11 protein-coding genes are annotated in these 12030 nt (G+C 66.9%); 10 read left to right on the top strand and 1 reads right to left on the bottom strand.

Annotated elements, in window-relative coordinates:
* Window positions 1-32 precede the first annotated feature (32 nt).
* The 9 genes from QSG27_RS09970 to QSG27_RS09930 all read left to right on the top strand — a co-directional run bounded on the left by QSG27_RS09970 (window position 33) and on the right by QSG27_RS09930 (window position 9846).
* A complete protein-coding gene (locus QSG27_RS09970) occupies window positions 33-938 on the top strand; it encodes an SDR family NAD(P)-dependent oxidoreductase (RefSeq protein WP_306705655.1) in 906 nt (301 codons plus the stop codon).
* A 14-nt stretch (window positions 939-952) separates the two neighbouring features.
* Entirely contained in the window at window positions 953-2626 is a 1674-nt protein-coding gene (locus QSG27_RS09965; RefSeq protein ID WP_407653200.1) for an acyl-CoA dehydrogenase family protein, read from the top strand.
* Between the two features lie 59 nt (window positions 2627-2685).
* Window positions 2686-3879, top strand: coding sequence for a CaiB/BaiF CoA transferase family protein (locus QSG27_RS09960; RefSeq protein WP_306705653.1), 1194 nt, complete (start codon window positions 2686-2688; stop codon window positions 3877-3879).
* A 45-nt stretch (window positions 3880-3924) separates the two neighbouring features.
* A complete protein-coding gene (locus tag QSG27_RS09955) occupies window positions 3925-4707 on the top strand; it encodes an SDR family oxidoreductase (RefSeq protein ID WP_306705651.1) in 783 nt (260 codons plus the stop codon).
* A gap of 61 nt (window positions 4708-4768) precedes the next feature.
* Window positions 4769-5926 (top strand): CaiB/BaiF CoA transferase family protein, encoded by a 1158-nt coding sequence (locus tag QSG27_RS09950; protein ID WP_306705649.1) that lies wholly within the window; start codon window positions 4769-4771, stop codon window positions 5924-5926.
* 208 nt (window positions 5927-6134) lie between these two features.
* Window positions 6135-7160 (top strand): TRAP transporter substrate-binding protein, encoded by a 1026-nt coding sequence (locus tag QSG27_RS09945; protein ID WP_306705647.1) that lies wholly within the window; start codon window positions 6135-6137, stop codon window positions 7158-7160.
* Window positions 7161-7244: 84 nt separating this feature from the next.
* On the top strand, window positions 7245-7655 hold the full coding sequence (locus QSG27_RS09940) for a PaaI family thioesterase (RefSeq protein ID WP_306705645.1): 411 nt from the start codon (window positions 7245-7247) through the stop codon (window positions 7653-7655).
* 139 nt (window positions 7656-7794) lie between these two features.
* Entirely contained in the window at window positions 7795-9015 is a 1221-nt protein-coding gene (locus tag QSG27_RS09935) for a CoA transferase (protein ID WP_306705642.1), read from the top strand.
* A gap of 12 nt (window positions 9016-9027) precedes the next feature.
* Window positions 9028-9846 carry an HpcH/HpaI aldolase/citrate lyase family protein gene (locus tag QSG27_RS09930; RefSeq protein ID WP_306705640.1) on the top strand — a complete coding sequence of 273 codons (819 nt, stop codon included), beginning with the start codon at window positions 9028-9030 and terminating at the stop codon, window positions 9844-9846.
* A gap of 5 nt (window positions 9847-9851) precedes the next feature.
* On the opposite strand, the gene QSG27_RS09925 is transcribed toward QSG27_RS09930, so the two are convergent.
* Entirely contained in the window at window positions 9852-11498 is a 1647-nt protein-coding gene (locus tag QSG27_RS09925) for an MFS transporter (RefSeq protein ID WP_306705699.1), read from the bottom strand.
* Between the two features lie 415 nt (window positions 11499-11913).
* Here QSG27_RS09925 and QSG27_RS09920 point away from each other — a divergent pair.
* Window positions 11914-12030: FAD-binding protein (locus QSG27_RS09920; protein WP_306705697.1), on the top strand; the 117-nt coding region annotated here is incomplete at its 3' end.

Genomic DNA, 12030 nt, shown 5'->3' with positions numbered 1-12030 from the left:
GCGCCCCCGGCGCACGACATCAGGAAGACAAAATGCTCGATGGGAAGGTGGTTCTGATCACGGGCGCCGGGGGCGGCATCGGCCGGGCCCTTGCGCTCGGTGCGGCGGCGGCGGGCGCCAAGGTCGTGGTCAACGACATCGGTGCGAGCCTGCAGGGCGAGCGCGACGACCGCGGCGCGGCGCAGCGGGTGGCGGACGAGATCATCGCCGCCGGGGGCGAGGCGATCGCCACCACCGGTTCGGTCACCGATCCCGAGGAGGCCACCGCGTCGGTGCAGACGGCGGTGGACCGCTTCGGCCGGCTCGACGGCTTGGTGAACAACGCCGGCATCCTGCGCGACGGCTTCTTTCACAAGATGACGCTGGCCGATTTCGATGCGGTCATCAAGGTCCACCTCTACGGATCGTTCAACATGAGCCGGGCGGCGGCGGACGTGTTCCGCGCGCAGAATTCCGGCGCGATCGTGCACATGACCTCGACCTCGGGGCTGATCGGCAATCTGGCGCAAGCCAACTACTCGGCGGCAAAGCTGGGGATGGTGGCGCTGTCGAAATCCATCGCGCTGGATCTGGCGCGCTGGAACGTGCGCTCGAACTGCATCGCGCCCTTCGCGTGGAGCCGGATGATTTCCAACATCAAGGTCGACACGCCCGAGCAGGAGGAGCGGGTCAGCCGGCTGAAGCGGATGAAGCCGGAGAAGATCGCGCCCCTGGTCAACGCGCTGATCTCGGACGCGGCGGCGGATGTGACCGGTCAGGTCTTCTCGGTGCGCAACAACGAGATCTTCCTGATGAACCACATACGCCCGCTGCGGTCCGTGCATCGGGGGGACGGCTGGACCGAGGACGCGGTGCTGGACCATGCGTTGCCCGCCCTGCGCGGCAGCTTCACGCGCATGGACGTCTCCGCCGACATCTTTCCCTGGGACCCGATCTGAGAAGGAGCGCCGCGGTGACGGACCTGAAAGCCACCGAATTCGATCTGAGCCAGCTCGTCGCGCGGGCGGTTCCCGTCGTTGCGGAACTCGAACGGCTGGCCGAGGCCGCCACGGCGGCTCTCAGGGCCGTGGTCGCGGTCGATGGGCGTGTGGATGGCCAAAGGCTGGATGCGAACCAGCACGCGGCCCATGCGCTGGCCTGGCTCGTGACCTACGTCACCGCGCTTGGCCAGATGCGGGAGTGGGCCGGCGGACTCGTCGCCGACGGCAAGGCCGGACCGGTCGAGGCGCAGATCTTCGCCGTGTCCTTCGGGGAAAGCCTGCATCATGTCCGTGGCGGCATTCCGATGTGGCAGGGCGAATACGCCCGCCTGCCGGATCTGGGCGTGGACTGGCAGCCTTCGGACGAGGCGGCTTGGTTCCTGGCGCACGGCTCGACCCCGCAAACCCGTCAGGCCCTGTATGACAGCGTCGCCGTGGCGGGGCCGGTGTCCTGTTTCGGTGCGACCCGGCAATCCGAAGAGCTGGACCTGATCCGCGAAACCTTCCGCCGCTACGCCGAGGACAAGGTGGTGCCCTTCGCGCACGACTGGCACCTGAAGGACGCGCTGATCCCGGCGGACATCCTGTCCGATCTCGCCGGGATGGGGGTCTTCGCCCTCACCATCCCGGAAGAGCATGGCGGCATGGGGATGTCGAAGGAATCCATGGTCGTCGTCTCGGAGGAGCTGTCGCGCGGCTACATCGGCGTGGGCAGTCTCGGCACCCGCGCCGAGATCGCCGCCGAGCTGATCATCGGCGGCGGCACCGAGGAGCAGAAGGCGAAATGGCTGCCGCTCCTGGCTTCGGGCGCGGTGCTGCCGACGGCCGTCTTCACCGAGCCCGACACCGGCTCGGACCTGGGCAGCCTGCGCACGCGGGCCGAGCCGGACGCGGACGGCGACTGGCTGGTGACCGGCAACAAGACCTGGATCACCCACGCCGCGCGGGCCTCGCTGATGACGCTTCTGGTGCGCACCGATCCGCAAAGCCGCGACCATCGCGGCCTGTCGATGTTGCTGGCCGAAAAGGAGCCGATGCGCGAGGGCGAGGATTTCCCGTCGCCCGGCATCCAGGGGGGCGAAATCCCGGTGATCGGCTACCGCGGCATGAAGGAATACGAACTGTCCTTCGACCGGTTCCGGGTCAAGGGAGAGAATCTGCTGGGCGGTGTGACCGGGCAGGGGTTCAAGCAGCTGATGCAGACCTTCGAAAGCGCGCGCATCCAGACCGCCGCCCGCGCGGTCGGCGTCGCCCAGGCCGCGCTGGAGCAGGGGCTGCGCTACAGCCAGGAGCGCAAGCAGTTCGGCCGCCCGTTGGGCGCCTTCCAGCGCGTGTCGGGCAAGGTGGCCATCGCCGCCGCGGAGATCATGCTGGCCCGGCAGCTCACCTATTTTTCGGCGCGGCGCAAGGACAGCGGCGAACGCTGCGACCTGGAGGCCGGCATGGCCAAGCTGCTGGCGGCGCGGGTGGCCTGGACAGTCGCCGACAACGCGCTTCAGATCCACGGCGGCAACGGCTTCGCGCAGGAGTACGTCATCTCGCGGCTGCTCGCCGACGCGCGCATCCTGAACATCTTCGAGGGCGCGGGCGAGATCCAGGCCCAGGTGATCGCGCGCCGCCTGCTGGAACAGGCCGGCGGCAAATAAACAAGGCAAACAAACAAGGGGCCAATGAACGAAGGCCCGACGAACAAGGGAGACCCGTCATGAGCCTGCCGCTCAAAGGGTTGAGAATTCTGGATGTGACGGCCTACATCTCGGGCCCCTACGCCTCGTCGCTGCTCGCCGCCCTGGGGGCAGACGTGGTGAAGATCGAGCCGCCTTCGGGCGATGCCTTCCGGCGCAACGTGGGCACCGGATCGAAGTATTTCTGCCAGTACAACGCCGGAAAACGCAGCGTGGTCATCGACCTGAAGCGCCCCGAGGGTGTGGCGCTGGTCAAGAGGATGGTCCCGCACTTCGACGTGTTCATGGAGAATCTGCGCCCCGGCAAGATGGCGGCGATCGGCCTTGGCCGCGAGGCGCTGGAGGCGATCAACCCCGACCTGATCTATTCCACGGTCTCGGGCTTCGGCGAGGGCGGACCCTGCCGGGATCGGGCGGCCTACGATTCCATCGGGCAAAGCATGAGCGGTTTCTATTCGATCATGAACGACGAAGGAAACGCGCGGCTGTCGGGCACCTGCGTCGCCGATCTGATGACGGCGGTGATCTCGGCGACGGGCATCCTGGCGGCGCTGGTCGGGCGCGGGCTTGGCGCGGGGCGCGGCGCGCGGCTGGTCGAGACGTCGCTTCTGGAAGCGATGTCGGCGTTGACCATCGACGCGATCACCCAGCACAGCGACGACGGGATCAGCCCGACACGGTCAAGCCGCCATCCCCAGGCGCAGAATTTCTGCCTGCTGACGAAGGAGGGGGGCTCGATCACGCTGCACCTGTCCTCGTCCGAGAAGTTCTGGCAGACCTTCGCCGCGGCGATCGGCCGGGCGGATCTGCTGGAACGCCCGGAATTCGCGCGCTTCCCGGACCGCGAAGCGCATTATGCGCTGCTCAAGTCCATCGTCGAGGCCGAGTTCCTGAAGCGCAGCCGCGCGGAATGGGAGGCGATCCTCGATGCCGCCGACGTGCCTTTCGCGCCGGTCCTGACCGTGGAAGAGGCGATCCGCCATCCCCAGACACAGTGGTTGGATTTGTTCGAGCCCGAGAGCAACGGCCAGACGCTGGTCCGCCCGCCATGGCGTTTTGGTGGCGAAAGGGCGCGCCGGCGGAAACCGGCTCCCGAACTCGGCGCCGACACGCGCACGGTCATGCGCGATTTCCTGAACGCCGAAGAGATCGAAGCGCTGATCGGGGCGGGCGTGCTGCGGTCGTACGAGCCCGCACCCGAGGCGGCGGAGTAGAGCGCCCCGCACCGCAACCAACATGACATCATCGGGAGGAAAGGCATGTCCGTGATTGAGGACTTGTTCGGAGTCGGCGGCAAGAGCGTGGTGATAACCGGCGGCAGCCGGGGCATCGGCGAGGCGATCGCCGAAACCTTCGTCAGGGCGGGCGCGCGGGTCTACATCTGCGCCCGCCGCGCTGCCGAAGTCGAGAAGACGGCAGCGCGGCTGTCGGCCTTTGGAACCTGTCGCGGCATCCCGGCGGATCTGTCGACCGAGGCTGGCCGCGACGCCTTCATCGCGGCGTTGCAGCAGCATGAAAGCCAGCTCGACGTTCTGATCAACAACGCCGGCACCATCTGGGCCGCTCCGCTTGCCGAATATCCCGAAGACGGCTGGGACAAGGTGTTCGATCTGAATGTGAAGGGGCTTTTCTTCTTCATCCGCGATCTGGTGCCGATGCTGAAGGCCGCGGGGCGGCATGGCGCGCCGGCGCGGGTGATCAACGTGGGCTCGATCGACGCCTTCCATGTGCCCAAGCACGAGACCTTCGCCTATTCCTCGTCCAAGGCGGCGGTGCACCAGCTTTCGGCGCATCTGGCCTATCGGCTGGCCCCCGAACACATCACCGTCAACGTGATCGCGCCGGGGCTTTTCCCGTCGAAGATGCTGGCCGGCACCTTGGAGTCCAAGGGCGAGGAGGCTCTGACCGCGCCGATCCCCCTGAAGCGCCTGACCGGGGCGAGCGATATGGCCGGTGCCGCGATCTATCTGGCGTCGATGGCCGGCGCCTATGTCACCGGTGCGGTGATCCCGGTCGATGGCGGCTTCGCCACCACGCTCTGACACCGCTTTTGGAGACGGGGGCCTCGCCGACGCTCCCCGACGATCTCATCGGGAGGAAAAGATGGGTCCGCTGGCCGGTTTGAAGGTTCTTGAGATCGCCGCGATGGGGCCGGTGCCCTTCGCGGGGATGATGCTGGCCGACATGGGGGCCGAGGTGATCCGCATCGACCGCGTGACCACGGCGGACCTGGGAATCGAACGGCCCATCGAGTTCGAACTGCGGGGCCGCAACAAACGCTCGGTGGCGATGGACCTGAAGTCCCCGGCAGGCCGCACCGCCTTTCTGCGGATGGTGGCGCAAGCCGATGTCGTGCTGGAAGGCTGGCGCCCCGGTGTCGCGGAACGGCTCGGCATCGGATACGAGCATTGCCGCCGAGCCCAGCCCCGCATCGTCTATGGCAAGGCCACCGGCTGGGGGCTGGACGGGCCGCTCGCCATGACCGCGGGTCACGACATCAACTACATCGCGCTGTCCGGGGCGCTGGGCATGATCGGTCCGGCCGGCGGGGCGCCCGTTCCGCCGCTCAACCTTGTGGGGGATTATGGCGGCGGGGCGATGTATCTGGCCTTCGGCGTCCTGTGCGCACATGTCGAGGCTCTGCGCTCCGGCCAGGGCCAGATGGTCGATGCGGCCATGCTGGACGGCGTGAACAGCCTGCTTGCGGTCTTCCATGGCTTTCTGGCGGCGGGCCGGCTCCGGCCCGGGCGGGGTGAGAACATCCTCGATGGTGGCGCGCCCTATTACACCACCTACGAGACGGCGGACGGGCTTCATCTGGCGGTCGGCTGCATCGAACCGAGGTTCTATGGTCTGTTCCTGGAAGGGCTGGGCCTCGATCCCGCGACGCTGCCACCTCAGAACGACCGCGCGTCCTGGCCGGAACTGCGCCGGATCATCGCCCTGCGGATCGCGAGCCGGAACCGCGCCGAATGGGAAGTGGTGTTCGAGGGCAGCGACGCCTGCGTGACGCCGGTCCTGTCCTTGGCCGAGGCCCCGTCGCATCCGCACAACCAGGCGCGCCGATCCGTGGTGGAACTGGCCGGCATCCGCCACCCCGCGCCGGCACCGCGCTTTTCACGCAGCCGACCGCGGATCTCTTCGCCGCCGGTGCCCGATGGTGCCGACACCCGCGCGGTTCTGGCGGACTGGGGGTTCGCTCCCGTGGAGATCGAAGAGGGCTTGGCCTCCGGCGCCTTCGTGCAACGGGGGACGGCGTGACCGTGCCTCGGGATGCGGCGCCTGAACGGCTCTGCCATAGGCGCATCCTGTCGGACCTTAAGCCAGTTCCTTGCTTGTCAATTGCCCAGCGCTGGCCTCAGAGTTGCGATCTCCGGGCCTTCAGCGGGGAGAATAGAGGCGGACAGCCTATAACATCAAACGGTGCGGCCCTAAGGAAATGGCGGGTCGTGCCCTGGGGAGGTGATTTATGAAGACCCGTTTCCGTACTGCGACGACTGTGCTTGCAACTTCGCTTCTTGCATTCGCGGCGCTGCCGGCGCGTGCCGAGTCTGTCACGTTGAAGTTGTCTCACACCTACCCGGACACCCATTACCTGTCGGTCGAAGGCATCAAGCCTTTTGCCGAAGAGGTGAAGAAGCGCACCAACGGCGAGGTGTCGATCGATATCTTTCCCGCATCGCAGCTTGGAAAGGGGCAAAGCGCACTGATCAAGAGCAAGCTGGTCGATCTGGCCTATATCGTGCCGTCCCTTGAAGCCGAGAAATTCCCGCTCTCCTCGGTGATGGAACTGCCGACGCTCTTCCGTTCCTCCTGCGACGGCACTCAGAGGCTGTGGACGATCCTGCAGCCGGGCGGCGTGCTCGACAAGCAGGAATACGCGCCGCAGGGCTATCGGGTGCTCTACATCGGCATGATGGCGCCCTACGACGTGTTCACGACCAGCAGGAAGGTTGTCACGCCCGAGGACATCCGGGGACTGAAGTTGCGCGGCAACGGAGCGGCCATCTCGAAAAGCCTGCGCAGCCTCGGCGCGGTGCCGGTGTCGCTCGCATCGTCCGAAAGCTACGACGCGGTGAGCCGGGGCACGATCGACGGCATGTATTTCCCAGCGTCGGGCATCCTGCCCTATTCGCTGGAAACCCATCTGAAGCATGTGCTGACCGGCCTGCACATGGGTTCGGCGGGCGCGGTCATGACGATCAGCGAGCGTTCCTTCAAGAAGCTTTCCCCCACGGCGCAGAAGGCCCTGACCGACATCGGCGTGGAGACGCAGAATCGGCTCTGCGCCTGGTTGGACCGGCACGACGCCGAACTGCACAAGCGCTTCGTCGAGGAGTTCAAGATGGAGATGATCACGCTGACGCCCGAGCAATCGGCGGCGTGGACGGCCAAGGTCCAGCATGTCGTCACGGAGTGGTTCAATGAAATGGCGCGGGTGGGCAAGGACGGCAAATCCGTCGTCACCGCCATGGGCATCAATCCGACCCACTGATACGAGCGGCGGCGCTCGATGGAAGCGTTCAGGCGCCGCCGGTGTGAGGCCATGCCGGCCCGGCGAACACGCAAGGAGGACGCCATGGCGGAAAGTCTGCTGGTTCATCGTGACATTGCCCCTTTCGTCAACGACCTTGGGCTTGAGATCCTTGAGCGCAGCGCGGAAAGGGTGGTCATGGTTCTGCCGGACAAGCCGCGCTTCCAGAACCGCAAGGGCGATGTCCACGGCGGCGCCGCGGCGACCTTGATCGACACGACCCTGGGCTTCGCCGCGACCGAGGGAGACCCGCCGGGCACATCCAGCTCCACGCTGATGCTGAACGTCAGCTATCTCGCCGCGGCGCGCGGACGGCTGACCTGCACCTCCGGCTGGCAGCGCCGCGGCAGGAGCATCCGCTTCCTGGAGGCTTCGGTGAGGGACGAGGCTGGAACTCTGGTGGCCAAGGCGTCGGCAACCTTCAAGGTGTTCATCCCGCGTTCCGCGGCGGACTGATCGGGTCCAAGGGCTCGAAGAACGGTGTCCCGGAGGGCCTTCGCCTGCCGGGACACCGTGCGTTTTTACCTTTTCAAGCGACCCGTGCCCCTTTCCGCGGCGCGTGCAGGCGGCCCGGTCCACGAGGGAGGTTCATGCGATGTACGATATTCTGAAGGATCTGGTGGTGGTCGAAGGGGCGTCCTTCATCGCCGGCCCTTCCTGCGCGCTGCATCTGCAACAGTTCGGCGCCACCGTCATCCGCTTCGACGCGATTGGCGGCGGGCCGGACCACAAGCGATGGCCGCAAGGCCCGTCCGGGGATTCGCTTTACTGGGAAAGCCTGAACAAAGGCAAACTGTCCGTTGCGATCGACCTCGCCCGCCCCGAGGGGCGTGAGCTGGCCATCCGAATCGTCACAGCGCCGGGGGAGGGCAGGGGGCTTTTCGTCACGAACTATCCGCGCAAGGGCTTTCTCTCGCATGAAAACCTGGCCGTCCATCGGCCTGATCTGATCACGCTGCGCGTGCAAGGCTGGCCGGACGGCCGCAACGGTGTGGACTACACGGTGAACGCCGCGGTCGGTGTCCCTTACATGACGGGTGACGACCGTCAGAACGGTGCCGACCCGGTGAATTCCACCGTGCCCGCCTGGGACCTTCTGGCCGGTGCCTACGGCGCGTTCGCGCTGATGTGCGCTGAGCGGCGGCGGCGCCGGACGGGCGAGGGCGGCGAAATCCGCGTGGCGCTGAGCGACATCGCCATCGGTTCGCTCGCCCATCTGGGGCAGGTGGCCGAAGTGTTGCAGGGCGGCGACCGGGGCCGCTTCGGAAATGCGCTTTACGGCGCCTTCGGGCGCAACTTCGCCGCAAAGGACGGCCGCCAGGTGATGATCGTGGCGATCACGCCGAAGCAATGGCGGGGTCTCGTCGATGCCCTGGGGGTGGCTGCGGACGTCGCGGCGCTGGAGGACCGGCTCGACGTCAGCTTCGCGGTCGATGAGGGCCAGCGTTTCATTCATCGCGAGGCGCTTGGCGCGCTGTTCGCCCTCGGCTGCGCCCGGTTGGACTATGATGATCTGGCGGCCTTGCTCGAACGGGGCGGGGTTTGCTGGGAACCCTATCGAACCTTGCGCGAGGCGGTGGCCGAAGACCCGCGGCTGGTCCGCGACAACGCGATCTTCGCCGAGATCCGTCAGGTCAGCGGCGCCGTCGCTCCCGTGCCCGGTGCACTGGCGCGGTTCGAGGGCCTCACGCGGCAGCCGCCGAAACCGGCGGCGCGGCTTGGTGCCGATACCGAGCGTGTCCTGGCCGAGCATCTGGGGCTCGGTTCCGGTGAGATCGGCCGGCTGGTCGATCAGGGTCTGGTCGCGGTGGCGTGAGGAGGTGCGGTCATGTCGGTGGAAAACAATGCGGATGTCCTGCGGCGCGGTCCGGTCTCGATGCTGTTCGTGCCGGCGAACCGCCCCGAGCGGTTTGCCAAGGCGGCGGCGTCCGGCGCCTCGGCGGTGATCCTCGATCTTGAGGATGCGGTGGCCCCTGCGGACAAGGCCGCGGCGCGGACGGCGATCGTTTCCGGCCTCGCCGGCATTCCCTGCGTCTGGCGGATCAACGCGATCGGATCGGGCGCCCATGCCGAGGATGTGCGGCTTCTGGAGCGCATGCGCCCGGACGCCGTGATGCTGCCCAAGGCCGAGGCCGGACCCGCCTTCGACGCTTTCGCCGCCGGCGTGCCGGGCGTGCCGATCATCGCCCTGGTCGAGACGGCGCGGGGCATCGCCACCGCGCGCCTCCTGGCCGCGCACCCCGCGGTGGTGGGGCTTGCCTTCGGGACGCTGGATTTCTGTGTCGATGTGGGCGCGGACCACATCCGGCCGGTGCTCGATCCGATGCGGATGGAACTGGTTCTTGCCGCGAGGCTCGCCGGCATCGCCGCCCCCATCGACGGGGTGACGGCGGACGTGCGGACTCCGGGCGCCGCCCGCGCCGATGCCGAGCACGCGCGCTCCTTGGGCATGGGCGGCAAGCTCGCCGTTCACCCCGCCCAGATCGCCGAGATCGGCGAGGCGTTCCTGCCGTCCCAGGCCCAGCTTGCCTGGGCAAGGCGGGTGATGGCCGCGGGGGACGGGGTGGCCGTCGTGGATGGCGAAATGGTGGACGCCCCGGTCAAGGCGCGGGCGGCCCGCATTCTGGCAAGAGCGCCGGTGCCATAGAGCGGTCAGGTTCTGAGGATCGGTGCCGACAGCGAGCGGGTGACCGGCTCGTAAAGCATCAGGCGGGCGCACGGTTCCTTGCCGTTCCGCTGCAACTCGGCCGCGGACTTGCGCAGGAAAGCCGTCTCGGCGCTGTGTCTTGCCATCATGCGCCGGTAATCCGACCAGCTTGCGGTGTAGAAGGATTCCGTCCAGCGCCCGGAATTGCGGATGTCGCGCAGGACCATCCAGTGACTGGCGCCCAGCTGCGTCAGATGCCGCCGCCTCTGAGCCATCAGCGCAAGGAAGGACGGGCTGTTCACCGGGTCGATGTCGTGCTCGATGACGATGTAAAGCGGTCCGCCTTTCAGTCCGTTCCCTTGTTCGTCCGTGGCGATGACCGAGCCGGCCAGCGGCTCCAGGTCATGGGCGGGGGCGCCGGGCAGCGGAAAACGCAGCGCCAGCGCGAAGGGGATCAGCGCCGCGACCGCCGCCGCGATCAAGGCACCATCGACGCCCAGCCATCCGGCAAGCGCCCCCCAAACCCAGCCGCCGATCGCCAGACCGAGATAGACCGAGGTCATGAACGTCGCCACGATCCGCCCGGCGATCCAACGCGGGGTCGAAAGCTGCAACGCGCTGTTGTGCAGCGAATGCACGATAAGCCAGGCCGCCCCGGCCAGCACCGTGCAGATCAGCCCCTGCCAAAGTTGGCGGCTCAATGCCAAGGCCAGCATCGCGGCGCCGGTGAGCAGAAAGGATGCACCGACGATCCGGTCCATTGAGAAATGCCTGCGAAGGCGTTTCAAGCCTATGCCGCCGAGTATCGCCCCCAGGCCGTAACCGCCATACAGGAAACCGTAGGCGCCGGCGCCGAGACCGTACTGCGCCTGTGCGACGAGCGGCAGCATCGCCATGACGCACATGGCCGCGAAGGAAAAGAAGAAGGCGCGCAGCAGCAGAAGTTCGAGGTTGGGCGCCACCGTCAGATAGCGCATTCCCAGGACGAGCGCGGAACCGAACCGTTCCCGGTCGGTGATTTCCGTGAGCTTCGGGGGCCGGAAGAGCATGAGGAGGAGTGCTGGCAGGTAGGTCAGCGCCCCCGCGGCGAAGGCCACCGTCGCCCCGGTCATCGAGACCAGGAGTCCGCCCAGCGACGGCCCGATGGTGCGCATCGCGTTGGCGCCGATGGCGTGCAACGAAACCGCCTCGACCAACTGGTCGCGTGGCGCGATGTCGCCCAGGGCCGCCTGCCAGGGTGGGGTGAACAGCGCGACGCCGCACCCGACGATGACGATGAGAGCCAATATTCCCCAGGGCCTCAGCAGGTCCAGCTCCGCCGTGGCGGCCAGCAGGATCGAGGCCAGCAGGCAGACCAGCAGCGACCACACCATGCTCGACCGGCGGTCCACCGTATCGGCCAGGACTCCGGCGATGATCGAGAACAGCACGATCGGCAGGGCATAGGCCGTCTGGATCAGCGAGACGAACAGCGCCGAACCGGTCAGTTCGGCCATCAGCCAGCTTCCCGCAACCACATGAATGAACATCCCGAGGAACGAGAATTCGACCGCAAGCCAGGGATTGCGAAACGTCGGGTCGTGCAGAAGCGACCGTTTGTGGGGCGTCTTTTCCAGTTCAATGCTCCGACGGAAGGGGCTTGGCCGCGACACCCGCGGGCCGGCACCGGATCGTCCGGGGCGGAGGTCCGTGCCGCTGACCTGCCGGTCCTCTGATGGCCGTTCAAGCGAGGGCTTCGCACCCACGGATGTATTTTGAAATACCGCCGGGAAATCATCAACCGCTCGACAGTTCCTTGGCCTGCGAGGGGGTATAGGCGACGGCGATACCTTGTCGTGCGGGGCTTTACCTGATGCTCGTTCTGGCGGATTGATTTGGGGACACAGCACCCGGGACCGCTGACTCGATCCACAACTTCCCCCGTGCTCTGTATTTCCTCCCTATGGAGTGCGGCACTTGCGCCGGGCGTACAACGCCCGGCTCTTTTTTCAGAAGGGCGCCACTCGATGTCTGGCGACGATCGAGACAATCGCCCGATTTTCCGAGCCCCACCCATGAGGATTACTGATGAGCGGACGCGAAAGCCTGGAGTTTGATGTTCTGATCATCGGTGCCGGCCCGTCGGGCCTGAGCGCGGCCATCCGCCTGAAACAGCTCGCCAATGAAGCCGGGCAGGAGCTGTCG

Source organism: Azospirillum isscasi (assembly GCF_030849505.1).
GTDB lineage: Bacteria > Pseudomonadota > Alphaproteobacteria > Azospirillales > Azospirillaceae > Azospirillum > Azospirillum isscasi.
The sequence above is the reverse complement of the archived record's forward strand: the minus strand, read 5'-3'. Positions and strand labels throughout refer to the sequence as shown.

Coding starts and splice junctions, on each gene's coding strand:
- QSG27_RS09970 (WP_306705655.1), top strand. CDS start 33: ATGCTCGATGGGAAGGTGGTTCTGATCACGGGCGCCGGGGGCGGCATC.
- QSG27_RS09960 (WP_306705653.1), top strand. CDS start 2,686: ATGAGCCTGCCGCTCAAAGGGTTGAGAATTCTGGATGTGACGGCCTAC.
- QSG27_RS09955 (WP_306705651.1), top strand. CDS start 3,925: ATGTCCGTGATTGAGGACTTGTTCGGAGTCGGCGGCAAGAGCGTGGTG.
- QSG27_RS09950 (WP_306705649.1), top strand. CDS start 4,769: ATGGGTCCGCTGGCCGGTTTGAAGGTTCTTGAGATCGCCGCGATGGGG.
- QSG27_RS09945 (WP_306705647.1), top strand. CDS start 6,135: ATGAAGACCCGTTTCCGTACTGCGACGACTGTGCTTGCAACTTCGCTT.
- QSG27_RS09940 (WP_306705645.1), top strand. CDS start 7,245: ATGGCGGAAAGTCTGCTGGTTCATCGTGACATTGCCCCTTTCGTCAAC.
- QSG27_RS09935 (WP_306705642.1), top strand. CDS start 7,795: ATGTACGATATTCTGAAGGATCTGGTGGTGGTCGAAGGGGCGTCCTTC.
- QSG27_RS09930 (WP_306705640.1), top strand. CDS start 9,028: ATGTCGGTGGAAAACAATGCGGATGTCCTGCGGCGCGGTCCGGTCTCG.